26 protein-coding genes and 1 tRNA gene are annotated in these 24,432 nt (G+C 70.5%); 6 read left to right on the top strand and 21 right to left on the bottom strand.

The window, feature by feature from the left end:
• Window positions 1-5 precede the first annotated feature (5 nt).
• Window positions 6-854 (top strand): aminoglycoside 3-N-acetyltransferase, encoded by an 849-nt coding sequence (aac(3), locus tag HDA39_RS31825; RefSeq protein WP_184801487.1) that lies wholly within the window; start codon window positions 6-8, stop codon window positions 852-854.
• Between the two features lie 18 nt (window positions 855-872).
• Here the strand turns inward: aac(3) and HDA39_RS43495 are convergent, their stop codons facing one another.
• Both HDA39_RS43495 and HDA39_RS31820 read right to left on the bottom strand, forming a co-directional pair.
• Window positions 873-998 carry a hypothetical protein gene (locus HDA39_RS43495; protein ID WP_273482564.1) on the bottom strand — a complete coding sequence of 42 codons (126 nt, stop codon included), beginning with the start codon at window positions 996-998 and terminating at the stop codon, window positions 873-875.
• 73 nt (window positions 999-1,071) lie between these two features.
• On the bottom strand, window positions 1,072-1,500 hold the full coding sequence (locus HDA39_RS31820; protein WP_238356190.1) for a nuclear transport factor 2 family protein: 429 nt from the start codon (window positions 1,498-1,500) through the stop codon (window positions 1,072-1,074).
• Between the two features lie 33 nt (window positions 1,501-1,533).
• Between HDA39_RS31820 and HDA39_RS31815 the strand changes: the two genes are divergently transcribed.
• Together HDA39_RS31815 and HDA39_RS31810 are read left to right on the top strand one after the other, a co-directional pair.
• On the top strand, window positions 1,534-2,334 hold the full coding sequence (locus HDA39_RS31815) for a helix-turn-helix domain-containing protein (RefSeq protein WP_238356189.1): 801 nt from the start codon (window positions 1,534-1,536) through the stop codon (window positions 2,332-2,334).
• On the top strand, window positions 2,334-2,885 hold the full coding sequence (locus HDA39_RS31810; protein ID WP_184801485.1) for a DinB family protein: 552 nt from the start codon (window positions 2,334-2,336) through the stop codon (window positions 2,883-2,885). Before HDA39_RS31815 ends, HDA39_RS31810 begins: the two co-directional genes overlap by 1 nt.
• 175 nt (window positions 2,886-3,060) lie before the next feature.
• Here HDA39_RS31810 and HDA39_RS31805 read toward each other — a convergent pair whose 3' ends face one another.
• Both HDA39_RS31805 and HDA39_RS31800 read right to left on the bottom strand, forming a co-directional pair.
• Window positions 3,061-4,077, bottom strand: coding sequence for a hypothetical protein (locus HDA39_RS31805; RefSeq protein ID WP_184801483.1), 1,017 nt, complete (start codon window positions 4,075-4,077; stop codon window positions 3,061-3,063).
• Complete coding sequence (locus HDA39_RS31800; protein WP_184801481.1) at window positions 4,074-4,595, bottom strand: SigE family RNA polymerase sigma factor; 522 nt, start codon at window positions 4,593-4,595, stop codon at window positions 4,074-4,076. The genes HDA39_RS31805 and HDA39_RS31800 overlap by 4 nt, the downstream gene beginning before the upstream one ends.
• Before the next feature lie 185 nt (window positions 4,596-4,780).
• On the opposite strand from HDA39_RS31800, the gene HDA39_RS31795 reads away from it, so the two are divergent.
• A complete protein-coding gene (locus HDA39_RS31795) occupies window positions 4,781-5,998 on the top strand; it encodes a hypothetical protein (RefSeq protein ID WP_184801479.1) in 1,218 nt (405 codons plus the stop codon).
• Window positions 5,999-6,046: 48 nt separating this feature from the next.
• Here the strand turns inward: HDA39_RS31795 and HDA39_RS31790 are convergent, their stop codons facing one another.
• The 8 genes from HDA39_RS31790 to HDA39_RS31755 form a co-directional block, all read right to left on the bottom strand.
• Entirely contained in the window at window positions 6,047-6,997 is a 951-nt protein-coding gene (locus HDA39_RS31790; RefSeq protein ID WP_184801477.1) for a hypothetical protein, read from the bottom strand.
• Window positions 6,998-7,075: 78 nt separating this feature from the next.
• A complete protein-coding gene (locus HDA39_RS31785) occupies window positions 7,076-8,035 on the bottom strand; it encodes a hypothetical protein (RefSeq protein WP_184801475.1) in 960 nt (319 codons plus the stop codon).
• Window positions 8,032-8,646 carry a SigE family RNA polymerase sigma factor gene (locus HDA39_RS31780; RefSeq protein ID WP_184801473.1) on the bottom strand — a complete coding sequence of 205 codons (615 nt, stop codon included), beginning with the start codon at window positions 8,644-8,646 and terminating at the stop codon, window positions 8,032-8,034. Before HDA39_RS31780 ends, HDA39_RS31785 begins: the two co-directional genes overlap by 4 nt.
• A gap of 240 nt (window positions 8,647-8,886) precedes the next feature.
• Window positions 8,887-10,200 carry a diguanylate cyclase gene (locus HDA39_RS31775; protein ID WP_184801471.1) on the bottom strand — a complete coding sequence of 438 codons (1,314 nt, stop codon included), beginning with the start codon at window positions 10,198-10,200 and terminating at the stop codon, window positions 8,887-8,889.
• 54 nt (window positions 10,201-10,254) lie between these two features.
• On the bottom strand, window positions 10,255-11,781 hold the full coding sequence (locus HDA39_RS31770; protein ID WP_184801469.1) for a helicase HerA-like domain-containing protein: 1,527 nt from the start codon (window positions 11,779-11,781) through the stop codon (window positions 10,255-10,257).
• Window positions 11,782-11,854: 73 nt separating this feature from the next.
• A complete protein-coding gene (locus HDA39_RS31765) occupies window positions 11,855-13,372 on the bottom strand; it encodes a PH domain-containing protein (RefSeq protein ID WP_202893178.1) in 1,518 nt (505 codons plus the stop codon).
• Window positions 13,369-13,863: a PH domain-containing protein gene (locus HDA39_RS31760; RefSeq protein ID WP_184801467.1), complete on the bottom strand. Its 495-nt coding sequence runs from the start codon at window positions 13,861-13,863 to the stop codon at window positions 13,369-13,371. Before HDA39_RS31760 ends, HDA39_RS31765 begins: the two co-directional genes overlap by 4 nt.
• Before the next feature lie 97 nt (window positions 13,864-13,960).
• On the bottom strand, window positions 13,961-14,662 hold the full coding sequence (locus HDA39_RS31755) for a L,D-transpeptidase family protein (protein WP_184801465.1): 702 nt from the start codon (window positions 14,660-14,662) through the stop codon (window positions 13,961-13,963).
• Between the two features lie 130 nt (window positions 14,663-14,792).
• Between HDA39_RS31755 and HDA39_RS31750 the strand changes: the two genes are divergently transcribed.
• Window positions 14,793-15,086, top strand: a complete 294-nt coding sequence (locus HDA39_RS31750) for a type II toxin-antitoxin system VapB family antitoxin (protein ID WP_184801463.1) — start codon at window positions 14,793-14,795, stop codon at window positions 15,084-15,086.
• Window positions 15,087-15,650, top strand: a complete 564-nt coding sequence (locus HDA39_RS31745; RefSeq protein WP_184801461.1) for a LytR C-terminal domain-containing protein — start codon at window positions 15,087-15,089, stop codon at window positions 15,648-15,650.
• Window positions 15,651-15,691: 41 nt separating this feature from the next.
• Here HDA39_RS31745 and rph read toward each other — a convergent pair whose 3' ends face one another.
• The 9 genes from rph to HDA39_RS31700 form a co-directional block, all read right to left on the bottom strand.
• Window positions 15,692-18,274 (bottom strand): rifamycin-inactivating phosphotransferase, encoded by a 2,583-nt coding sequence (gene rph, locus HDA39_RS31740; RefSeq protein WP_184801459.1) that lies wholly within the window; start codon window positions 18,272-18,274, stop codon window positions 15,692-15,694.
• A gap of 136 nt (window positions 18,275-18,410) precedes the next feature.
• Window positions 18,411-19,919 (bottom strand): potassium/proton antiporter, encoded by a 1,509-nt coding sequence (locus HDA39_RS31735; protein ID WP_184801457.1) that lies wholly within the window; start codon window positions 19,917-19,919, stop codon window positions 18,411-18,413.
• A gap of 142 nt (window positions 19,920-20,061) precedes the next feature.
• Window positions 20,062-20,152 (bottom strand) — tRNA-Ser (locus HDA39_RS31730).
• Between the two features lie 13 nt (window positions 20,153-20,165).
• Window positions 20,166-20,600, bottom strand: a complete 435-nt coding sequence (locus tag HDA39_RS31725; protein WP_184806725.1) for a nucleoside deaminase — start codon at window positions 20,598-20,600, stop codon at window positions 20,166-20,168.
• Between the two features lie 28 nt (window positions 20,601-20,628).
• Window positions 20,629-21,129 carry a tRNA adenosine deaminase-associated protein gene (locus HDA39_RS31720; RefSeq protein WP_337925977.1) on the bottom strand — a complete coding sequence of 167 codons (501 nt, stop codon included), beginning with the start codon at window positions 21,127-21,129 and terminating at the stop codon, window positions 20,629-20,631.
• A 103-nt stretch (window positions 21,130-21,232) separates the two neighbouring features.
• The gene (locus tag HDA39_RS31715; protein WP_184801455.1) at window positions 21,233-21,931 is read right to left on the bottom strand and encodes a hypothetical protein; all 699 of its coding nucleotides are present in this window, start codon (window positions 21,929-21,931) and stop codon (window positions 21,233-21,235) included.
• Window positions 21,915-22,376: a hypothetical protein gene (locus tag HDA39_RS31710; protein WP_184801453.1), complete on the bottom strand. Its 462-nt coding sequence runs from the start codon at window positions 22,374-22,376 to the stop codon at window positions 21,915-21,917. The genes HDA39_RS31715 and HDA39_RS31710 overlap by 17 nt, the downstream gene beginning before the upstream one ends.
• Entirely contained in the window at window positions 22,373-23,368 is a 996-nt protein-coding gene (locus HDA39_RS31705; protein WP_184801451.1) for a hypothetical protein, read from the bottom strand. The genes HDA39_RS31710 and HDA39_RS31705 overlap by 4 nt, the downstream gene beginning before the upstream one ends.
• Before the next feature lie 67 nt (window positions 23,369-23,435).
• Window positions 23,436-24,428, bottom strand: coding sequence for a hypothetical protein (locus HDA39_RS31700; protein ID WP_184801449.1), 993 nt, complete (start codon window positions 24,426-24,428; stop codon window positions 23,436-23,438).
• Window positions 24,429-24,432: the final 4 nt, after the last annotated feature.

Below are 24,432 nucleotides of genomic sequence, written 5' to 3'. Positions count from 1 at the left end.
AGCCCATGGATGACGCGCGATGGATCACGGCGGATCAACTCGCCACTGCCCTCACCGACATCGGGCTGCCCACCGGCGGAATCGTGATGGTCCACAGCCGGCTGTCAGCGTTTCCATGGATCGTCGGCGGAGTCGAAGGTGTCATGCGAGCCCTCCTGACATCCTGCGGCCCGAACGGAACGATCACCGCATACGCCGGCTGGGAGGACAACCCCTACCATCTGGCCGGCTGGCCAGAAGTTCGACAGGCCGCCTACCGGACCGGCATGCCGGCTTTCGATCCCGCTGTCTCCGAAGCCCGACGCAGCTTCGGCCGGCTACCCGAACGTATCCGGACCTGGCCCGGCGCCCAGCGCAGCGCCCACCCCGAGATGAACCTGGTCGCAGTCGGTGCACAGGCCGCCTGGCTCACTCGGAGCAGCCTCGACGACGATCCCTGGGGACCCGACTCACCGCTCGCACGCTTGGTCGAAGCACAGGCGACGATCCTCTTGCTCGGCGCACCACTGGACAGTCTCACTCTTGTTCACCACGCCGAGCGCATTGCCACGGCCGAACCCAAACGATGGGTGTCCTACGAAATGCCCGTCACTACGGATGGCGGTGGCACCGTCTGGCATCCTTTCTCGGCCATCGACACCTCACGCGGCGCTTTCGACTACGCCGCGATCACCACCGGCGTCGATTACATCGAAGCGATCGCCCGGTCCGCCCTCACCGCAGGAATCGGCCGCCATGCCTCAGTGTTTGGCGCACCGTGCCACCTGTTCCCTGCCCACTCGCTCGTCGAACACGCGACAACTTGGATCGATCAGCGCTTCGGATCTGCTCAGACGCCACCAGCCCGCCCATGATCCCGGCCCTCCACCGACCTACGAAAACTCCGTCTGTCCTGCGGAGGGACGCGCGTAGTCGAGCCGCGCCGCGGCAACAGCCGGTACGCCGAGCAGCAGACCCGTTCCGGCCAGACCCAACGCCAGCAGTCCCTTGATCAGCATGCCGCCCAAGTTACGCACCACGAGGTTCGCCCGGCATCAGCTGATCGGAGGGGTCAGGATCAACCCCAGGGCCCTAGTGCGCCGGCGCGAAGTCCAGGAAACCGACCACTGAACTGATTCGGCCGTCGGCGGTGACGGTGACGATGTCGGTGCCTCCGGCAACGGCCGGCTGGCCGTCGGCGGCCAGCTCCCAAGTCCAGCGCAGGTGGTCGTGGTGCTCGTCGACGTCGCCGGTGACAGCAAACCGCAGGCCCGGGAACAGGCCCTGCGCGGTGCCCACCATCGCGCTCAGTTCGGCGTACCCGGTGGCCTCCAAGCTCGGGTCGACGAAGGTGCCGTCGGGCGCCCAGGTCTTCTCGATCAGCCGGGCCCGCTGCTCGGCATCGGTCTCGTTCCAGATGGCGAAGTACTGCTCGGCCAGGGTCATCGTGTCCTCCTCAGGATCGGTTGACCAGAACCTTGCCGCCGGGACCCGTGATCCGGCCATGACGTCGGAGGTCATGCCGGTGATCACCTGGACGGCTACCGTCGAGGCATGACGATGATCGCCGAGGAGACGTTTCAGCGGCCGGTGGGGGAGTTGTTGCGGGGCTGGCGGGAGCGGCGGCGGCTCAGCCAGCTCGATCTGGCCAATCAGGTCGAGGTGTCCACCCGCCACGTGAGCTTCGTCGAGAACGGGCGGTCGAAGCCGAGTCGCGAGATGGTGTTGCGGCTGGCCGAGCATCTCGACGTGCCGCTGCGGGATCGCAACCAGTTGCTGCTCGCCGGCGGTTACGCGCCGGTCTTCAGCGAGGCCTCGTTGCACTCACCGGCGATGATGGCGATCCGCGAGACGCTGCGCCGGTTGCTCAAGGCCCATGAACCGTTCCCGGCGCTGGTGGTCGACCGTTGGTGGAACATCGTCGAGACCAACGCCGCTGCCGCGCTGTTCACCGAGGGGGTCGCGCCCGAGTTGCTCGCGGCACCGATCAACGCGCTCCGCCTCACCCTGCACCCGGACGCGCTCGGCGGCCGGATCACCAACCTCGCCGAGATCCGCGCGAGCGCGCTGAGCACGCTGCAGCGCCAGATCGCGAGCACCGCCGATCCCGAGCTCCAGGACCTGTACGACGAACTGCGCGGGTACGCCGTCCCGGGCGGCGACCGGTTCCCGGCCGCGCCGACGCCGGAGGTCGTCGTACCGATGAAGCTGCGGCGCGGCGACCGGGAGCTGTCGCTGCTGACCACGATCGCGACGTTCGGTACGCCGTTGGACGTGACGGTGTCGGAGCTGATGATCGAGCAGTTCTTCCCCGCGGACGACGCGACGGCCGAGTACCTCAAGGAGCTGTCCTGATGCTGCCCGACGAACGTCTCGGCGATCCGGTCGAGCTCCCGCTGGCGTGGCTCGACTTCTACCGCGAGACCGTACGGCGCAAGCTCGAAGGCCTGTCCGGCCAGGAGTTGCGGACGAGCCAACTGCCGTCGGGGTGGACGCCGCTGGAGCTGCTGAAGCATCTGGTGTTCATGGAACGGCGCTGGCTTCGCTGGGGATTCACAGCGGAGCAGGTCGAGCAGCCGTGGGGTGACAGCGACGCCGACGAGCGCTGGCGGCTCGAGGAGGGCGACACGCTCGAAGGCCTGCTGGCCGCGCTGCGGGAGGGCGGGGAGCGGACCCGGGAGATCGTCACCGGAGTCGTCCGGGCTGAGGCGGCTGCTGTTCAGGGCGTCGGTGTGGTCGGCGTCGGCGCGCTCGGTATGCGGTCCAAGGAGGGCGGGCGGTTCGGGGCCGACGACGTGAAGCCGACGCTGGGGTGGATCTTGTTCCACGTGCTGCAGGAGTACGCGCGGCACACGGGCCAGTTGGACGTCGTACGGGAGCTGGCGGACGGGACCACCGGCGAGTAGGGCCCCCGAGGCCCCACTCGCCGGTGGGGGCCGCAGTTGATCTCGGTGTACATCAACTGCGGCCACAACAGATCCGTGTTTCGGGCACGGAGCTGACGTTGTGGCCCCACCGGCGGCCGACCCGTTCCGCCCGCGGGCCGGCCGACGGTGTCATCGGTGTGAAGGGGAGGGACGACTACCGATGAGTCGGCAGCCCAGTGGGCCGCTCGGTGGGCAGGGAGGGAAGGTTCGGCAGCGACGGCTTGGCCGTCGGCAGCGGGAGGGAAGGCTTGCCCGGCAGGGACGGCTTCCCGGTCGGGACGGACACCTTCGGCAGCGAGGGCTTGCCGGGCAGCGAAGGCTTCGTGGTCGGGAGCGACGGCTTGCCCGGTACGGACGGCAGCGTCGTCGGCAGGGTCGTCGGCACGTGCACCGGCGGCGCGGTCGGCACGTGGTCGGTCACGCACGACGGCAGGGCGGGCTTACCCGGGACCGACGGCTTGGCGGTCGGCAGCGAGGGCTTCCCCGGGAGCGAGGGCTTGCCGGTCGGCACCGGGACCGAAGGCAGCGACGGCTTACCGGTCGGCAGCTTGCTCGGCGCGGTGGTCGGCAGCTTGCTCGGCACGGTGGTCGGCAGGTCGCTCGGCGCGGTGGTCGGCAACTTGGTCGGCACCGGCGGAAGGCTGGGCTTGCCCGGAAGGCTCGGCTTGCCCGTGGGCAGCGCGGTCGGCAGACCCGGCTTGCCCGGAAGCGACGGCTTCGCGGTCGGCAGCGAGGGCTTCCCCGGGAGCGACGGCTTACTGGTCGGCACCGACGGCAGCGCAGGCTTGCCCGGCAGAGAAGGCTTCCCCACCGACTCCGGCAGCTTGCCCTCCACCGTCACCTTGACCGACGCCTCGATCTTGCCCCTGCTCGGCACCTTCGGCAGGCAGGTCGGGTCGACCGACGGCACCGCGGTCGGCGTACCGGCCGGGAGCTGGACAGGGACCGGCGGCTTGTCGCCACCGGCGAGCAGGTTGCGGACGTCCGACGGTCCGCCGATCGCGGCGGACACCGTCGCGACACTGCCGGCGAGAGCGGTCACGCCCGCCGCGGCCAGTCCTCGGCGCAGCCAGGCGAGCCGCCGGCCGCGGCGCATCAAGTCGGCCGGGTCGGGCTGCCACGGCTCCAGGTCGTACTCGAGCGCGCTGCGCACCCGCTGCTCGTCGCTCATCTTGTTCCTCCAACTACTCCGGATTCGATCAGGTCGGGTGCCAGGCGCAGCTTGGCCAGGGCCCGGGAGGCCGTGCTCTTCACGGTCCCGGCGGCCATGCCGAGAAGCTCGGCGGTCTCGGCTTCGGAGAGGTCCTGCGAGTACCGCAGGGCGACCACGGTCCGCTCGCGCACTGTCAGCCCACCGAGAGCTGACAGCACGGCGTCACGGGTCTGCACCTCACCGGCGAAGTCCGCCACCGACCGGTCGTCCCAGTCGTTGTCCACCGGATCGCTGGGCACTTCGTTGGACCAGCGCCGGCGTGCCTGCGAGAGGAACCGGTTGACCAGCACCCGACGGACGTAGCGCAGCCGGTCGCCGTCCAGCCGGTGCCACTTCGGGTAGGACCGCATCAGCGCCTGCTGGACCAGATCTTCCGCGGTGTGGCGATCACCGCACAGCATCTCCGCGAACCGCAGCAACGGCGTCGACTGCGCCTGCACGAACCGCTCGAAGTCGGCGTCCGCGGCCCGGGTCATCGATTCTCCTCTGCCTCTGTCACACCGGTCCAAACCCGCTGAGTCACCGGTTAGGTTCTGTCCGTTCCGGAATTACTGGAAGAAATTTATTCACGCGCTATGCAAGGGCAGTGTTTGTTTGTCACGATCGGTGCGCCGGGTGTCGCACCCGGTGACAGCGTCCTCACCGCCCCGGAGGTACCGCCATGCGTATCACTCGAAGGTCCGCGGCCGCACTTTGCGTCGCCGCCGCCCTGGCCGCAGCACCCCTGGCAGCCGCCGTCCTGCCCAGTACGGCGGCCGGCACCGACCCGATCGGAGTCGCCGCCCGCCCGGCCGAAGGCTCCACGAACGTCATCGCCGACGGCAGCCGGATCGTCCTCGGCGACGCGCCGGTCCGGATGGGCTCGGCCGAGATCAAGCAGCGGTCCGGCATCGGCAACCTCGATCCGGTCCGCTTCCCCGCCGCGACGTCCGCGGTCGTCGTCGACTACACCACCAGTACGCCGGACGGCTCGACCGCGGAGGTCGACGTACGGGCTCTCGTGAAGGACAGGTGGTCCGAGTGGACCCCGGCCAAGGCCGGTACGCCGACCGCGCTGCCCGGCGCGAGCGACCTCGTCCAGCTCCGCATCATCGTCGTCGCACCGCCGAGCGGCGCCAAGCCGTGGGTCGAGGACGTCCGCGTCCAGCCGACCGACAAGGCCGCTTCCAGCGGGATGGAGGTCCAGGCCGCGCCGCTGAAGTCGCGCGTCTTCGCGACGAGGGAAGGCCTGGTCGGCGGTACGACGGCCAACGGTCACGTGATCATCAGCCGGGACCACTTCGTCGCGCTGCCGTCGCGCCGCGGGCTGGCCAACAACGGCTCGGGCAACTACTCGGTCAAGGTCTGTACGACGACCGGCACGATCCGGTGCGCGTTCGAACCGGTCTGGGACGTCGGCCCGTGGAACACCAAGGACGACTACTGGAACCCGAGCGCCACCCGCGAGATGTGGAAGGACCTGCCGCAGGGCCGGCCGGAGGCGCAGGCGGCGTACCAGAACGGGTACAACGGCGGGAAGGACCAGTTCGGCCGGACCGTCGCCAACCCGGCCGGGATCGACCTGGCCGACGGGACCTTCTGGGACGCGCTCAAGCTGACCAACAACGCCTGGGTCGACACGACCTACCTGTGGACCGGTGACGGCGGCCGCGGCACGGTCTCCATCACGTCCGGCTACCTGAACGTCCGCAGTACGGCGAGCTCGACCGGCGCCGTGGTCGGGATGGCCGGCAAGGCCGCCCAGGTCCCCGTCGAGTGCCAGGTCACCGGCCAGAGCGTGAGCGGCTCGCAGGGCACGTCGAACATCTGGCTGCGCGTGCACGCCGGCATGTACGTCGCGAAGGCCTGGATCAGCGCCGGGTCCTTCGGCGCCTGCTGAACGACCGCGTCCGGAGAGCCTCGGGCGGGACTCTCCGGACGCGGTTCCTCAGCAACCGTGGGTGATCTGCGCGCAGGTGTGGGTGCCCCAGTCGAGCGTGAAGGTGCGGACGACCGAGCCGTTGGCCGCGGTCAGCTTGACCGCGATCTCCTTCGCACCCGCGTCACTACCGGGCGTCCACGGCCGCGCGTCCTGGTGCTGCACCAGCCAATAGTTGCCCTGGACAACGGCCTTTTCGGTCGTGCCGTCCGGGAAGGTGTAGGCGATCTTCGCGACCCCACGCGGCACCAGCCCGGCCGCCCAGTAGTACTGGTAGTCCTTGCCGTTCCGCGGAACGATGTTCGCGGCCACGGCGAACGCCGCGGTGTCCCGGGCCGAGGGCTTGGCGATCCGGGCCGGCGCCCGCAGCGACCCCTTCTCGTTGTGCCGCGCGTACGCCGTGTCGCAGGCGGCCCAGTGCGACGCGTCCGCCAGGACGACGATCGAGCCGGGGCCGCCGTCGAGGCGCGCGACCGGCTTCGCCGTACGGCCCGGGTGGTTCTGGTCCGCGCCGGCGAGCAGCGCCTTGCAGGCTGCGACCGCGTCCTTCGGGAGCGGGTACTCCTTCGGCCTCGGCGGAGCCGACGGTCGGATCCGCGTGACCGTGTGCCCCTGGCCGGGAACCGTCGACGGAGTGGCGGGATCGCTGGGCGAGACAGTCGGCCGGCCGGGCGGCGACGGCGCCCAGACGGACGGCGTCGCGCCGCTCGGGACCGCACTGGGAGTCCCCGGTGAGGCCGACGGGGTCGCGCCGCTCGACGGCGTCGCACCCTCGCTCGGGCCGGTCGACGGCGTCGCACTCTCGCTCGGGCTGGTCGAGGGCGTCGCGCCGGGACCGCCACCCGCGACGGCGGTGGACTGGCCCGTGCGGGCGATCGCGGCCCCGGCGATCCCGACCCCCGCGACGGCGGCCGCCGCGATCGCGATCGTCCCGATCCGTAGTGCCCGGTTGTTCCTCATCTGTTGCCCTCCGCAAGTATTTCGGCCGGTTCGTCGTACTGAAGGACGCGACGGCGGGACGGAAGGTTCTGCGGGGGTTCAGCACCCGTGACTGATCTGGGCGCAGGTGTGCAGCCCCCACTCGAGTTCGCGCGTCACCAGGACGGAGCCGTCCTGGGCGAGCAGCTCGACCTTGATCGGCGGCGCGCCCGGCGGTCCGCCACCAGGGGTGGCCGACCGGTGCTTCATCAGCCAGAAGCCGCCGGTGACGGTCGCGTTCACCGTAGCGCCGTCGGGGAAGGTGTAGCGCAGGCCGGCGACACTCTTCGGGAGCAGACCGGCCGCCCAGTAGTACTCGTAGTCCTGGCCGTTCCGCGTGACCCGGTTGTTGGCCACGGCAAGGGCCTGCAGGTTGTCGCGACTCGGCCGCTGCATCGACGCCGGTTGGCGCAGCGTCACCTCGGGCGAGTCGTACCCGTTGTCGCAGGCTCCCCACCGGGTGCTGTCGGCAAGGATCATGGTGATCCCGTCCCGGTCCTCCAGGGTCGCCCGCTTGGTTGCCGCCGGCCCCGGACCGGGGTCCTGGGCCAGCAACGCGGTCCGGCACTGGGCGGCGAAGGCGGCGCCCCTGCTCGCGTTCGGCTTCGCCGGGTTGTCCGTCGAGAGCGTCGGCAGGTCCGCCGCCGTCAAGGGAGTGTTCGGAACGATCGTCCGGCCGGCGCTGATCTGGCCGCTGGGCGTGGCGTCGGGGAAGTTGGCGGGCGGAGTCGGCGCGCTCGGAGTGCCCGGGGGCGTCGGCGTGCCCGGCCGGACTCCCGTCGTACCGGTTGTTGGTGGGGCGGCCGGAGCAGGCGCCGTACCGGTCGGGCTGCCGGATGCGAGCAGGCCACCAGCAGCGATGGCCAGTACGGCGACCGAAGCGAGTCCGGCCGCGGCCAGGCCGCGCATCCGGCGACGGCGGTGCGCGCCGGCGATCACCGTGGCCGGGTCCAACGGGCGGATCCCGTCGTCCGGGCGCAGGGCGTCCCGCAGGTCGTCCCCGAAGTCGTGATCGTTCATGGCCGTTCTCCTAAGGACACCTCGGCCGGGCCGCGTCGGCCGGAAGCTCCGGGTCGATGCGCCGCGCCATGGCCGCTCGCCGGGGACAGCACCGTCAGGTGCGGGGTGGCGCGCAGCTTCTGCAGGGCGCGGTTGTTCACGCTCTTCACCGTCCCGACCGCGACACCGAGGGTCGCGGCGGTCTGGACCTCGGTCAGGTCCTCGACGTACCGCAGCACCACGACGGCCCGCTCCCGTGCCGTCAGCGTCGCCAGCGCGGCCGAGAGCGCCATCCGGCGGTCCACGTCCGCGGCCGGGTCGGCGACCGTCCGTCCGAGCCGGTCGTCGAGGTGCTGGTCCAGCTCGGCCGCGTGACCGCTCGGCCGCTCCCGCCAGAGCCGGCGCCGGGCCCACGAGATGTGCTGGTTCACCACCGCCTGGCGGACGTAGCCGAACGGGTCGCCGAGCTCGATCCGGTCCCAGCGCAGGTACGCCTTCTCCAGCGCGGTCTGCACCAGGTCCTCGGCGAGCGCGGGGTCGCCGCAGAGCATCCGCGCGATGTGCACCAAGCGCGCGGATCTGGCCAGCACGAAGGCCGTGAAGTCCTCGTCCCGTCCGTCGGTCCGGCCCATACAGTCTCCTGTCCTTTCACCGCTGAAGACGCCGTACGAGGGTGAAAGGTTCTGCGGGGGCCCAAAAGGTTGTCGGACAGCAGGTGGTCGGCGAACAGCTTTCAAGTACCAGCCACCGATCAGATGGCTGGTACTTGAAAGGTGCTGGGGGTGGTGGCTGGTAGCTGAAAGGGGTGCTGGGGCTGGTGGCTGGTACTTGGAGGTGGTGGCTGGGTAGGTGCAGGCGGCACCCCCGCAGGATCAGCGCGGCTGGGCAGCCCGGTCCGGCAGCGTGAGGCGGGCCAGGTCGGCCGGGGCGCAGTCGGCGGCGGCGCGGACGCGGTCGCGGCCGGCGGCCTTCGCGGCGTACATCGCCCGATCGGCACGGAACAGCAACTCGTCGACCGTCTGACCGTCGGACGGGGAGACCGCGATGCCGATCGAGACGGTCAGGTGGAAGGTGTCCGGGTCGAGCTCCGGGTCGTCGAGTACGCCGGCGCACATCGCGGCGAGCGGACTGGCGGCGACCGCCGTCCGCAGCCGGTCGGCCGTCACCACGGCGTCGGACAGGTCGGTGTCCGGCAGGGCGATCACGAACTCCTCGCCGCCGAACCGCCCGATCACGTCCTTCGCCCGGATCGCGCTGCGCAGGATCGTCGCGACCGCCCGCAGGGCCTCGTCGCCGACCAGGTGACCGTGCCGGTCGTTGACCATCTTGAAGTGGTCGATGTCGATCAGCAGCACCGCCATCGGCTCGCGGTGGGTCCGCGAGGCGCGCAGCAGCTCCTCGGTCCGGCGCCGCCACCAGTCGACCCGCCCGAGGCTGGTCTTCGGGTCGGTCTGCGCCTCGGACTCCAGCTGCGAGAACAGCAGCGCCCGCTGCGCGGTCAGCGAGATCGGGATGGCCAGGAACGCGAACCACGGGCTGACCAGCACCGCCGCCGCCAGCAGGCAGCCGAGCGTCGCCGCGGTCGCGTCGACGCACAGGGAGTCCTTGTCGCCGATCGCCTCCTGCCGGCTGCTGCCCGGCACGATCAGCACGATCGCCAGGCCGCACAGCACCGTGTCGGTCGCGACGTATGCGAAGGCCGCGAGCGTCATCGCGACGACCAAGCCGAGCGACGAGTCACCGACCACGTCCCGCGCACCGGTGAAGACCGTGTAGGCCGCGCCGACGCCGAGCACGCAGACCGCCGTACTGAAGGTCCACCGGTACGGGATGCACTTGCCGGCCCGGATCCGCCACCAGATCCGCAGCAGGACGGCGACCAGGATCGCCAGCGCGGGATGCAGCACGAGCGCGGCCGCGATCATCCAGGCGGGCGCCAGGTCCTTGTGCAGCGCGCCGCCGGACTTGCGCCGGTTCTCGACCCGGCGGGCGCCCTCGACCGAGATCAGCGCGGCCACCGTCAGCGCGAGGACCAGGTCGAGCCCCTGCCAGGACGGCAGCTCGGTGAACGAGCGCACGCCGTACCCGATCGCGAGCAGGTCGACGAGGGCGATCAGACCGAACGCCGGGACCGTCAAGGTCCAGAGCGCCCAGTTCCGTACCGATCGCCTACTCTGCGCAACCACTCTCTAACTCTACGCCGTACGGCGGCCACCTGCAGGTAAGAATTTGATCAAATGTCACCGCTTGCGACGTGCCGACCCGAACAGTCCACGCACGATCTCTCGCCCGGCCGACCGGGCGAACTGCTTGAACACCGACGAGCCGACCACCTGTTCGACCACAGATTTTTCTTTTTTCTGTGCCCTCGGCTTCGGTTCCTCGACCTGCGCCTCGGCCTCGGCCTGCTCGGCGCCGGCCTGCACCTTCGCGGCCAGCTTCTCGTACGCCGACTCGCGGTCGATCACGGCGGAGTACTTGGCGTTGTTCGGCGACGCCGCGACGGCCGCGGTCAGCTGCTCGGCCGAGGCCGGCGCCATCAGCGACTGCGGCGCCCGCAGCCGGGTCCAGGCGACCGGCGTCGGCGCGCCCTTCTCGTTCATCACGGTCACGACCGCCTCGCCGATCCCGAGCTGGGTGAGCACCTCGGCCAGCTCGTACGACGAGTTCGGGAACGTCGACACGGTCGCCTTCAGCGCCTTCGCGTCGTTCGGCGTGTGCGCCCGCAACTGGTGCTGCACCCGGGACCCGAGCTGCGCCAGGACGTCGTCCGGCACGTCCTTCGGGGTCTGGGTGACGAAGAAGACGCCGACCCCCTTCGAACGGATCAGCCGGACGGTCTGCGCGATCGAGTCCAGGAACGCCTTGGACGCGTCGTTGAACAGCAGGTGCGCCTCGTCGAAGAAGAACACCAGCTTCGGCTTGTCCACGTCGCCGACCTCGGGCAGGTCGTGGAACAGGTCGGCCAGCAGCCACATCAGGAAGGTCGAGAACAGCGCCGGCCGGTCCTGCAGGTTCGGCAGCTCGAGCAGCGAGATGACGCCCTTGCCGTCGCGTTCCTGGAGCAGGTCGGCGGTGTCGAACTCCGGCTCGCCGAAGAACGCCTCGGCGCCCTGGTCGGCGAACCCGATCAGCGAGCGCAGGATGACACCCGCGGTCGCCGCGGACAACCCGCCGAGCTCCTTGAGGTCGCCCTTGCCCTCGTCGCTGGTCAGGTGCGTGATGACCGCGCGCAGGTCCTTCAGGTCCAGCAGCGTCAGGCCCTGCTTGTCGGCGTAGTGGAAGATCAGGCCGAGCGAGGACTCCTGGACGTCGTTCAGCCCGAGCACCTTGGACAGCAGGACCGGCCCGAACGACGTGATGGTGGCCCGGATCGGCACCCCGGCGCCCTGGCCGCCGAGCGCGTAGAACTCGGTCGGGAACCCGGTCGCGGTCCACTCCTGGCCGATCGTCTTGGTCCGGGCCAGCAGCTTCTCGCTGCTCTCGCCCGGCTGCGAGACGCCGGACAGGTCGCCCTTGATGTCGGCGGCGAACACCGCGACGCCCGCGGCGGACAGCTGCTCGGCCATCAGCTGCAGGGTCTTGGTCTTGCCGGTACCGGTCGCGCCGGCCACCAGGCCGTGCCGGTTCACCATCGACAGCGGGATGCGGACCGCGGCCTCCGGGTTCGGCGTACCGTCGACCAGCAGCGAGCCCAGCTCGATCGCGGGCCCCTCGAACGCGTACCCCTGCTTGACGGTCTCCACGACGTCCGGTGTCTCGGCCATCTCAACGCTGCCTTTCGCGCGACGGAACTACCCCTGCGCTCGGCATGGTAGTGCGGCGAGGCGACCACGAGGGTCAGCCGCGCACGACGAACGGCTCGAGCAGGCCCGGAACCGCCTCCCGGGCGAAGTCGAGCCCCTCGTCGGCGTCGGCGTCACGCGCGGAGTACGCGCCACCGCCGGCGGCCGTGATCGCGCTGAACGTCGCCAGGCCGACCCGGCGCTGGAAGACCGACTGCCGAACCCGCCAGCCCAGGACGCCGTCCCGCTGCAGCGCCGCCGTCGAGCGCCGGATCGAGCCGGAGCGGGTGACCAGGTACTTGCCGGTGATCCCGTGGCCGAGCGCCTTGTAGCTGTCGCGGGCCAGCAGAACCGCGATCGGCAGCAGTACGACGGCGAGGATCACGCCGAGCTGCACCAGGACGTCGGTGAACAGCAGCCCGAGGACGACCAGCACCACGACCGGCAGCAGCGCGGCCGCGACCGCCATCCGGATCCGGCGCCCGAGGGCCGCCCGCGGGTGCGCGGTGAGTCGTACGGCGGCCGTCGGCGCGACGTCCTCCCGCAGTACGGCGGCCGCGATCCGGTCGGCGAGATCCTTCGGCGCCGCGGGCAGCAACGTCTTGTGGTCGGCCTTCTCGTCCTCCTTCTGCTGGACGAGCCCGGTCGCGATCGCGTCGACGCGGGCCGCGCCGGCCAGGCGGACGCCGAGCGGTTCGACCACGTCGACGCCGCGCAGCCGTCGCTCCTCGATCGAGATGGACCGGGTGGTGAGCAGCCCACGGCGTACGCGGAGAGTGCCGGGCTCGCGGTCGAGGCGGTAGTTCCACCACATCTCGACGAACAGCCCGAGCGAGCCGATCAGGCCGGCGACCAGCAGGATCGCGGCGAGGATCACGAGCACGAGGAGCAGCGGGACGCCGGTGAAGAGGTCCCGGACCCGGTCGATCAGCTCCTCCTCCAGACCGAACCACCGCGCCAGCTGCATCACCGCGCCGCCGGCCGCGAGGCCGAGCGCCGGCGCGAGGAACGAGATCGGGGCGTAGCGGATCCAGGCCCGGTCCAGCTCGGCCAGCGTCCCGTCGGTGGCGTGCTGCTCGCCGCGCAGCAGCTCCAGCCGCAGCCGCTCCCCCTCGGCGCGGGTCACCGGGCTGAGCGAGAGCGTGCTCTCGCTGGACGCCTCGCCGGTCCCGATCTTCACCGCCACCAGGCCGAACACCCGCAGCAGTGGGTTAGCCGTCAGATCCACACTCCGGATCCGCTCCCGCGCCAGCGACCGCCGCCGGAGAAAGACCAGCCCTGTGTGCAACTCGGCCTGCTCGGCACTGATCCGGTACTGCGTACGCCGCCAGCGCACGTACTCGAGCCCGGCGCCCCCGAGCACCAGCAGCAATCCACAGGGCACGACCCAGGCCAGCGCCACCACCCACGACGTACCGGAAGCAACCCCAGCAGCAGTCGGCACCCCCGCACTCACCGCGACGCCGGCCCCCAAGAGCGCTCCTACTGCCACAGCCCGGACGTCAAGCCGGAGCCACTCCGCCGGCGCAGCCGGCTGGAGCCCGGGGGTCGCCGCCTCCCTCTCCCCCATCATGTGGCATCACCTGGGGTGGCCTGCGTTGTCCGCGTCAGTTGCTCAGCCAGCTCCTCCGCGGTCTCCCGAGCCAACCCTCTGATCTTCAAAGACCCGCGCGCGGACGCCGTCGTGACGATCAGCGTGGCCAGCCCGAACTGCTGCTCGACCGGTCCCCGGAGCGTGTCGACGGTCTGGATCCGCGACATCGGCGCGATCCGCCACTCCTGCCAGAAGTACCCCGCCCGCACGTACACCGCGTCCTCGGTGGCCTCCCAGCGGTGCACCCGGTACCACCACAGCGGCAGCACGGTGACGAACGGCAGACCCACGACGGCGATCACGACAGCCGGTCCGAGCAGCCAGAGCCTGGCCGGCGGGATCAGCAGCCCGAGCAGGACCAGGACGAGGACCGGCGGCGCGACCACCAGCGCCGAGGTCACCCGCCAGACCCCGAGGACCCGGCGGTCGAGTGTGTGGTTCGGCGGCCGCAGCCGCACGGTGCCCGGCATCAGAACCCCAGTTCGCCGACGAGTAGGTCGGGTCGAGCCTAGGAGCCGGGCACCGCCGCCCGCGTCCGCCACAAGTCGGACAACGGCCGGACTTTGGTCAACGGACCACAACGACCTTGGTCGAAGCGGTGGTGAAGGCCCAGATCGCGTCCGACATCGACTTCTGGACCCGGATGCAGCCGTGCGAGGCCTTCTGGTTGGTGCCGAGCTGCCAGTCGCCGTGGATCTGCGCGCCGTTGCGCTTGTACGTCGGGATCTGGTGGAACCCGATCCCGCACGGCGCGAACCGGACGAAGTTGTTCAGGTAGAGGCTGGCGCCGTCGGTGTTCTTCTTGATCCGGGCCGCCCGGCCGCACTTGGCGCCGGTCGAGTAGGTCCCGGGCTTGAGGTAGCTCGGGTTGTCGATGATGCCGCCCTGGCGGACGACTTTGCCCTTGGCATCGATCAGCCACAGGTAGTTCTGGCCCTGGCTGATCACGATCCGCTTGCCGCCGCCACTGGCCGGGACCGCCCGGACGTCGCAGCGCTTGGCCGACGCGGCCAGCACGCGGCTGTACGTCGTACCGCCGAGTGAGCCGTTCTGGGTCATCTTGTTGGCGGCCTGGAACCGGATGGTGGCAGCCTGGGTCATCTGGCCGATCTTGCCGTCCACCGGCCCGGCGTAGCAGCCGAGCGCGTTCAGACGGGTCTGGGCCGCCTTGTTCTGGGCCACGGTCAGCGCGCTGGCCGGTAAGGTCGTCCCGGCGACGGCGACGACCACGGTGGCCGCCCCCGCGGTCAGTTTGGTCAGTACCTTCATCTCTACCCCCTGATAGTCCCTATTCACTGTGGACGTCCGGCGGGGCGGAAAGGTTGAGTCTTGGTCTCGACCTTTTGCGGTGACATTCCCGACCTCTCCGGAGACCTCTCACCCCGCTAGACTTCGGTGGGTGATCTTCAAGCGCGTCGGCGAGGAGCGGCCGTACCCCGATCACGGGTACAAGGCCAAGGACTGGTCCGTGCTGCCCCCACGGCAGATACGGCTCGACGAGCTGGTCACGACGAAGGGCACCCTGGACCTGAACGCACTGCTCGACGAGGACTCCACTTTCTACGGTGACCTCTTCGCGCACGTCGTGGAGTACAAGGGCGAGCTGTTCCTCGAGGACGGTCTGCACCGGGCGCTGCGCGCGGCCCTGCAGCAGCGTCTGGTCCTGCACGCCCGGGTCCTGGTCGTGAGCTAGATGACCGCCCTCTCCCCGCAGCCGAGGCCGCACGCGCGACTGCACTGGCGGACGCCGATCACCATGGTCGTGCTGCTGGCGATCCTGATCGGCGGCTTCTGGTGGGGCTGGAACTCGCTCACCGACTCCAGCGCCGAGCCGAACTGCGTCGAGCAGAAGCTCGAGAACAACCGTCTGGTCCCCAAGCAGGTCGTGCTCAACATCTACAACGGCGGCGCCCGGGCCGGCAGCGCGGCCAAGCTCGGCGAGGACCTGAAGAAGCGCGGCTTCAACATCGGCAAGATCGCCAACGAGCCGAACGGCGACAAGATCGACGTGGTCGAGGTCCGCGGCGCCACCACCGACGGCCCCGAGGTCAAGCTCGCCCTGGGCCAGCTCAACCAGAAGGCCGCCACCAAGGCCGACGCCCGCCCCGACCACACCGTCGACATCGTCCTCGGCATCGGCTTCACCAAGCTCAACACCAAGGGCGTCCCCAGCATCGCCGTCCCCGCCGACTCGGTCGTCTGCCTCCCGGTGGTCAAGCCCTCCCAGGCCATCCCTTCGGGCCAGAACCCGAACTGAGCCCGGCAGCCGCCTCAGCCAGGCAGCTGCCGAGCTCTGGTTCAGTCCAGGAACTCGACGTAGCCGTCGGTGCCGTGGACCCGGATGCGCTGGCCGTCCTGGATGCGCCGGGTGGCCTCGGGCACGCCGACGACGGCGGGCAGGCCGTACTCGCGGGCGATCACCGCGCCGTGGGTCATCAGGCCGCCGACCTCGGTGACCAGGCCCGCGATGCCGACGAACAACGGTGACCAGCTGGGGTCGGTGAAGGCGGTGACGAGGATGTCGCCGGCTTCGAGGTCGGCCTTGGCGAGGTCGAGGATGACCCGGGCCCGGCCCTCGACGGTGCCGTTGGAGACCGGCAGACCGACCAGGGCACCAGCCGGTACGTCGTCACGCCGGTACGACCCGTTGACCGCCTCGCCGTCCGACGTCAGCACCCGCGGCGGCGTGAGCCCCTCGTACGTCCGGAACGCCTCCTTGCGCTCGGCGACGAGCCGGCCGTCCACCTGCTTCGTCCGTACGACGTCCTGCAACTCCTGGAACGTGAGGAAGAAGCTGTCCTCCCGATCAGCGAGCACACCGTCTTCGACCAGGCGGTCGGCCTCGGCCAGCAGGGCCTGCTTGTAGACGAAGTAGCGGCAGATGATCGCGTACTTCGGGTACTCCCGGTAGCCGATGAAGGTCCGGACCCGCTCGATCATCCGCCGCGTCTCGTCGGCCTTCTGGTCCCCGTCCGGCAGCGCCCGCAGCCGCTCCAGCACGTCCTGTTCCTTCTGGAGTGCCTTCTGCCGCCCTTCCTCGAAGCGCCGCGCGGCGGCCCCCGGCTCGAAGAGCTTCACGTTGTCGAGGATCAGTGGGACGAGGGTGCTCGGGCGCTCACTCCAGCGCGGCCGGGTGATGTCGATCTCGCCGACGCAGCGCATGCCGTACCGGTCGAGGTAGGCCTGGATCGCGTCCCGCGCCTCGGTGCCGCCCGCGAGCTTCGGCAACTCGTCGAGGAAGTCGTCGTCGGCGCCCTGGAGGAACGCCACCACCTCCGGGTACGGGCGGATCGCGTCGGCGACGCCGAGCAGGTCCAGGCCCATCTCCGAGCTGATGTTGTCCGGCGCGGACAGCGTGAGCGTGTCGGCCGCGTCCTTCTCGCCGAGCCACTCCCGCAGCTTGTCCTTGAGCCACCAGGTGGCCTCGTGACTGGCCATGATCGCCTGCAGGCCGAGGGGATCGCCGAGCACCCGCTTGTGCTCGACGAAGGCCTCCAGCAGGAAGTCGAACAGCGCCGGCCCGGTCTTCGCCGCGATGCCGTCGCGGAGGGCGGCCAGGGACGCCCGGCTGCGCTCGATCAACTCGGTGACGACGGCCGGGTCGTTCTCGAGCGCGGCGGACGCGCCCCGGACCGGCGGACCGCCCGGGCTCGGAGGCACATCGGGGAGCGTCGGAAGGAAGCCGCGGTCGAGCACGGTCTCCAGCGCGTCCCGGGTCAGCGGGTCGCCTTTGTCCACCAGGTCCAGGAAGGCGGCGCGGCGGGCCGGCGAGGTCAGCTGCGCGGTGGAGTCGACGAACAGCCGCCCACCGGCCTCGGACATCGTCGCCATCGCCGTACGCTGCCACATTGACCAGCCCAGTGGCTTCATCGCGTCGGTCATCATCTGCTGGTGGCCGACGGACAGGAAGACGTGGTTCTCCTGGTCGCCGGTCCGCGGGACCGGGAACAGCGTGGTGATCGGCCGGCTCTGCACGATCTGGAACTCGTCGTCGACCAGGCACCACTCGATGTCCTGCGGGCGACCGAAGTGCGCCTCGATCCGCCGGCCGAGCTCCACCAGCCGGACAACCTGCGCATCGGTCAGCGCCGGCTGCTTCTGCTGCCCGGCGTCGAGCGCCACCTCCTCGGTCCCGCCCGTGGGCAGGGCCTGGACGGCGAGCCGCTTGGCGGAGACCGTCTTGGCCACGACCTCGCCGTCGCGCACCGTGAAGACGTCCGGGTTCACCAGCCCGGAGACCAGCGCCTCGCCGAGGCCGAAGCCGGCGTCCACGGTCGCGACCTTGCGGTTGCCCGTGACCGGGTCGGCGGTGAACATGATCCCGGAGGCCTGCGAGAAGACCATCTGCTGCACGACGACGGCCATGTGGACCGCGCGGTGGTCGATCCCGTTCCGCTGGCGGTACGTCACCGCCCGCTCGGTGAACAGGGAGGCCCAGCACCGACTCACGTGCTCGAGAATCGCCGCCGCTCCCACGACGTTCAGGTAGGTGTCCTGCTGACCCGCAAAGGACGCCGTCGGCAGATCCTCCGCCGTAGCACTCGACCGTACGGCGTACGCGGTGTCCTCGGCGACGGCCTGGGTGATCGCCGCCGCGACCTCGTCCGGAAGGGCAATCCCCTCGATGGCCTCCCGGATCTCCGCACTCAGCCTGCGAAGACCCTCCCGATCATCCGCGGCCAGCTGCGACAGCGCGTCGATCCGATCGTCCACAGCCCCCGCCACGACCCGCTGGAACGCCTCCGTCGTCACGCAGAACCCAGCCGGCACCCGCACGCCGTCGAGCCGCGCCAGCGCGCCCAGGTTCGCGCCCTTCCCTCCGACCACGGCACCTTGCGACTCGTCGACCTCTCGCAGTTCCAGCACGTACTGCCCACTCAATGTGTTCCTCCGGGGTTACAGGTTGTGACATCGGCCGCCGATTCTCCGCCATCGCCGGGGTCTTGTGGCAAGCCCGGGGGTGCGCTATAACCTGTAGATGCAGGGAGACAAGGTCTCTCTGCATTTTTGTTGCCCTCTACACCTGTTCGCGGCCGCGTTCGCCGAACCAGCCGGCCAGGCGGCCGGCCCGGGAAACCGCCCGCAGGCGGCGGATGGTCTTCTCCCGCAGCGGGCTGGGCGTGACGACGAGCATCGCGTCGCCGGCCCGCAGGACGGTCCGGCGGTCGGGCACGAACGCCTGCTTCGCCCGGATGACCAGCGAGATCGAGACGCCCGCGGGCAGGCGGAGCTCGCCGATCTCGACCCCGGCGAGCTTGGACTCGCTCGGGATCTGGACCTGCAGCATGTCGGCGCCCAGCGACTCCAGCGGCGCGACGTCGATGTCGACCTCGTGGGCCGCGTTGTCGTCGAGTACGCCGAGCCGCTTGGCCAGCCAGGGGAGCGACGGCCCCTGGAGCAGCGTGAAGAGCAGGACCAGCACGAAGACGACGTCGAAGACCCGGTCGGCGTCGGGCACGTGCTCGGCCAGCGGGATCGTCGCGAGCACGATCGGTACGGCGCCGCGCAGCCCCGCCCAGGCGATGAACGTCTGTTCCTTCCACGGCATCCGGAACGGCGACGCCGACAGGGCGACCGCGGCGAACCGCCCGACCACCGTCACCGCGACCCCGATCACCAGCGCGACGACCACGTCGTCCAGCCCGATCCGCCCGGGCGACGCGAGCAGCCCGAGCATCACGAACAGCCCGATCTGCGCCAGCCAGGCGACCCCGTCGACGAACGACTTGGTCGCGATCCGGTGCGGCAGCTCGGCCCGGCCGAGGATGAGACTGGTCACGTAGACCGCCGCGAAGCCGGACACGTGCAGCAGGACCGTGCCCCCGGCGTACGAGACGAAGGCCAGCGACACGATCGCCAGCGGGTACAGACCGGCCGAGCCGAGCGCGACCCGGCGGAGCAGGCCGACGCTCACCCAGCCGACCAGGAAACCGAACAGTGCGCCGATCACCAGCTCGTAGAGCACCAGGCCGGCGAAGTACGGCACTCCGTGCTCGCCGATCGAGCCCGTGCTGACGATGGTGACCAGCAGCACGGTCGGGGCGTCGTTCAGCCCGGACTCGGCCTCCAGCGCGCCGCGCAGCCGCGGCCGGATCGGCACTTTGCGCAGCACCGAGAAGACCGCTGCCGCGTCCGTCGGCGAGGTCACCGCCCCGAGCAGGACGGCGAGCTGCCAGTTCATCCCGAGCACGAAGTGGGCGACGCACGCGACCACGGACACTGAGACCGCGACCCCGAGCGTGGCCAGGACGACGCCGAGCGGCATCACCGGGCGGACCTCGTTCCACCGGGTGGTCAGGCCGCCCTCGGTGAGGATGATCACCAGCGCGGCGAACCCGAGCGCGTGCGCCAGCTCGGCGTCCTCGAACTGGATCCCGAGCGCCGACTCACCCAGCAGCAGCCCCATGCCGAGGTAGATCAGCAGCGAGGGCAGCCCGAGGCGGCCGGACAGCCGCACGGCGACGATCGCCACCAGCAGCACCGCGGCGCCGGCGAGCAGGATCCGGTCGAGTTCGTGCACGTCCACAGGCTCGGCCCCTCGGGGTCGGGGGCTGCAGCTTAATCGACGCTCGCCGCAGGCAACGAATGCATCGCGGCCGCAAAGAACGAGGACCCTGACGCATCACACAGCATCAGGGTCCTCGGCGTAACTCCCACCCGGAGGTGGTTGGCGGTGGCGGAGGGATTTGAACCCTCGGAAGGGGGGTACCCTTCACGCGCTTTCGAGGCGCGCTCCTTCGGCCGCTCGGACACGCCACCGCCGAGGAGGCTATCAAAACCTGTGCCCGATGAAGAAATCGCGGAGCCGGGCGCCCGCCTCGTCGGCCATCACGCCGCCGATCACCTCGGGCCGGTGGTTGAGCCGGCGGTCCCGGACGACGTCCCAGAGCGATCCGACGGCGCCCGCCTTCTCGTCGTACGCCGCGAAGACGAGCCGGTCCAGCCGGGACAGCACGATGGCGCCGGCGCACATCGTGCAGGGCTCCAGGGTGACCACCAGCGTGCAGCCGGTCAGCCGCCACTCGCCGACGACCTCGGCCGCCGACCGGATCGCCAGCACCTCCGCGTGCGCGGTCGGGTCGCCGGTCGCCTCGCGCTCGTTGTGCCCGCGGCCGATCACCTCGCCGTCGGCGTTCACCACGACCGCACCGATCGGTATGTCGGCGCTGCCGCGGGCGTACTCGGCCTCGGCCAGGGCGAGCTCCATCAGCCGGGCCCAGGCCCGGCGGGCCGGGTCAGCCAATGGCTTCGATCGCCTCGTGGAACTGGTGCCCGAAGCCGAGCGCCTCGGCGATCTCCTCGAGCATCTCCTCGGGGTACAGGTCGACGTCGTCGATCAGCGCGCCGAGATCCATCGCGCTCATCCCCAGGTCGGCGACGATCGCCAGGTCGCCGGCCGGCACCTGCTCGTCGTCGTCATCGGCCAGCGGGATGTCCAGCTCGTCGACGACCTGCTTGGCCAGCGGCCACTCGGTCGCGGCGGTGACGTCGGACATCAGCAGCCGGGCCCGGCCGCCGATCACCCGGAGCAGGACGAAGAAGTCCTCGTCCACCGAGATCATCCCGACCACGCCGGAGTCGCCGGGGTACCGCCGCAGCGCCGACACCAGGGCCGACAGATCCGGCTCGCCGCGCAGCACCAGTGGCGTGACCGTCCAGACCCCGTCCTCGGTGTAAGCCGCGAGCGCGAAGTCGAGCTCGGTGGTCGTCATCGGCGAGGCCGTGGGATCAGACACGGGCTCATCGTCGCAGAATCAGGCGTCGGGCGGGAGGGATACCCGATCTCGAGCAGGTATCGGTGCCTCGGCAGTTACCGTACGGCGACGCAGCGCGACCGCCTCAGGACCGCACGGTGAACGGCCCGAAAACACCGGTCGCACTGCTGGCGGCCTGCGGCAGCCTGGTCGGGTAGGTCAGCATCACCTGGAAGCTCTGGCCGACGTCGTACGAGTGGCCCCAGCGGCTGTAGAAGTACCCGCTGACGGCGGTCCGTGCCGAGTTCACCAGGGTCCAGGAGGTCTCGCCGACCCGCCGGGCGTAGATCTGGACGACCTGGTTGCCGACCGGTCCGAGGGTCCCGTTCGCCCGCCGGTACTTGAGCGTGCCGAAGCTCGACAGCGTCGAGTCGCGCAGGACCGGCAGCCCGGCGGTCGGTGCGACCACCGTCCCGACGAAGTACGTCGGTGCCTGCGGCAACTGTTTGACCGTCACCGTGGTCTCGCGGCTCCACGGCGAGTTGTCCAGGCCGCTGCCGGAGACGCTGACCCGCAGGCGGAACGTCCCGGGCCGGTCCGGCTTCCAGTACCGCGCGTACGAGCCATTGGCGGCGGTGTCGCCGAACGAGTACGTCGGCTGCCAGGCCGAGCCGTTCCAGACGTCGAGCGTGGTGAACAGCGGCGCCGGGAAGGCCGTCCCGCTCACCTTCCAGTAGTTGTTCACCGTCGCGGTCGTCGAGGCCGTCAGGTAACTCATCGACAGCAACTTGCGGGCGACCACGGGCGCGGTGACCACGTCGATGTAGTCACCGGTGGCCGGCATCCGCGCGGTCAGTTCGGTGGCTCGCGACAGCGCGAGCTGGACCGTGTAGCGACCGTTCGCGCCGGTGCGTCACTTTGGTCATCACCCACCGGCCGGCCCCGGTGCCGAGCGGCACGGTGAGGTAGCCCGCGCGGGTGTCGATCGTCGGCCACTCGTTGTGGACCTTCTCGGTCAGCGGGACCACCACCTGCTGCGAGCCGTCCGGCCGCTGCACGGTGATGGTCATCCCCTCGCAGTCGGCGTCGGTGCCGTACACCTCCATCTCGACCGGCACCCGCAGGGCAGCCGTGGTGAGCACTGCCGGTTCCGGGTCCCCGCCGTAGCTCTGCATGGGCTGCGTCCGCAGGCACGGGTCGTCGGCCGCGGTTCCGGCGTACGACGGGCTGGTGGCGGCGAGCAAAATCGTTGCGGTGAGCAACAAGCACAGTCCGGCCCGGGACTTCATCGGACGACCTTCAGCGTCAGCTCACGGCTCCACGGACTGTTGTCCAAGAGGGGGCCGGTGGCAACCACTCGGAGGCGGTAGGTGCCGGGCTTGGTGGGTTTCCAGTAGCGCTGGTACGCGCCGTTGGCGGCGACGTAGTTGGCCGAGCCGGAGCCCTGCCAGGCCTTGCCGTCCCAGATCTGCAGCGACGACCAGAGGCGGCCGGGAACGATCGTGCCGGAGACCGTCCAGCCGGTGTTCACGCGGGCGGTCGGCGCGTACGTCAGGTAGCTCATCGCCAGCAGCTTGTGGACCGGCTGCCAGTGCTCGTACAGGTGCTCGCGGTAGTCGCCGACCGCCGCGACCTGCGCGCGAACAGCGCCGTTCTGCGTGAAAAGGGCACTCAACCGGTACCGCCCGGTCGAGTCCGTGGTCGCCGCGCCGAGCTGCTGGGTGCCCGCGTCGTTGGTGATCACCACGCGGAGACCGACCCGCGGCACCAGGGCTCCGGTCGCGGTGTACCCCTTCGCGACGCCGGTGATCGGGGTCCGGGCCAGCCCACTGGTCCGGACCGGCGGCTCCAGCGTGAGGACGTCGGCGCGGTACACCCGGAACCGCAGGTTGGTGAGCAGCACGGTCGAGGCCCGGCTGACCTTGGTGATCACCCACTCCCCGGCGCCGTTGCCGAGCGGGATCTTGAGGTCGCCGTACTTCCAGAAGACCGGGGGCTCGGGCGCACCGGTCTCGCCGTTCTTGTCCAGCACCAGCGTCTGGGCCTGCGACCCGTCGGCCTTCTGCACCGAGATCTGCAACCCGCTGCAGTCCAGCCAGTCACCGGGCACCCGGACACCGATCGGGTGCGCCAGTACGCCGGTGCTCAGCTCGGCAACCGTCCCCCGCGGCAGCCCCACAACCGGCGCCTTGACGCACTCGTCCCCGGCCGCCGCAGCCGGCCCGGACAGCCCGATCACCCCGACCAGCAGCAACCCCAGCCCCACAACCAACCGACGCATGGCCGCACCCCTCCTCGCGATCCCCTACTCACCACGATGCGACCCCGCACGGCAAAGTTGCGACAGGTCACCGCACGGTGACCACGGCCTCCCGGTTCCAGGGACTGTTGTCCAGCCCGGGCCCGGAGACCACGACCCGCAGCCGGAAGTACCCGGCCCGCGTCGGCTTCCAGTACCGCGCGTACGAGCCGTTCGCCGCGGTGTCACCGGCGGACCCGGCGTAGACCCAGCTCTTGCCGGTGTAGATCTGCAGCTCGGTGTGCAGTTTGCCGGGGAACGCCGTACCGCTGACGCTCCACAGGCTGCCGACCTTGGTGGTCGCCGCGAACTTCAGGTAGCTCATCGCCAGCAGCTTGCGCGCGACGACCTCGTCCGAGGTCGGGTAGTAGTGCGGTGTCGGATCGGAGTACTGCGTGTAGAGCCTCGTGGCCTGGGTGATCGGCAACGGAACGGCGTAGCGCCCGGACGCGTCGACGGTCCCGCTGCCGAGCAGAGCGTTGTACGGCAGCTGGTGGACGGTCAGCTTGCTGCCGGTCATCGGCGCGAGCGTGCCCTGCGCGGTGTACCGGCGAGCGGTCCCGGTCGCCACCGTCTTCGTGCTGCCCGAGGTCCGCGCCGGCTGGTCCAGCGTCAGCAGCACCTTGCGGTAGACCCGGAGCGACACGTTCACCGCGCGCACCTCGGCGCCCCGGTTGACCGCGACGATCCGCCACAACCCGGCCCCGGTGGCGAGCGGGATCGTCGCCGTCCCGTACCGCAGATAGATCGGCGGTTCCGGGTAGCCGCTCTCCCCGTCCTTGTCCAGCGCGACCGTGGTCCGCGCCCCGTTGGGCGCCTCCACGGTGGCGGTCAGTCCGGTGCACTCGCTCGACGGGTAACCGGTGGTGAGGGCCACCGGCATCTGCAGCGGTTTGTCGGCCAGGTACGGCTCGACGTACCCCGGGATCCCGAAGCCGACCGGTGCGTCGAAGCAGCGGTCGGCGACGGCGGCCTGAGCTGGAACGGTGAGGCCGGTGACCGCGACGACGGCCGCGGCCAGAGCAAGAGTTCGGTTGCGCATCGTT

This window comes from Kribbella italica (assembly GCF_014205135.1).
In the GTDB taxonomy this organism is placed as follows: Bacteria; Actinomycetota; Actinomycetes; order Propionibacteriales; family Kribbellaceae; genus Kribbella; species Kribbella italica.
This window is presented reverse-complemented; position numbering and strand designations above follow the sequence as displayed.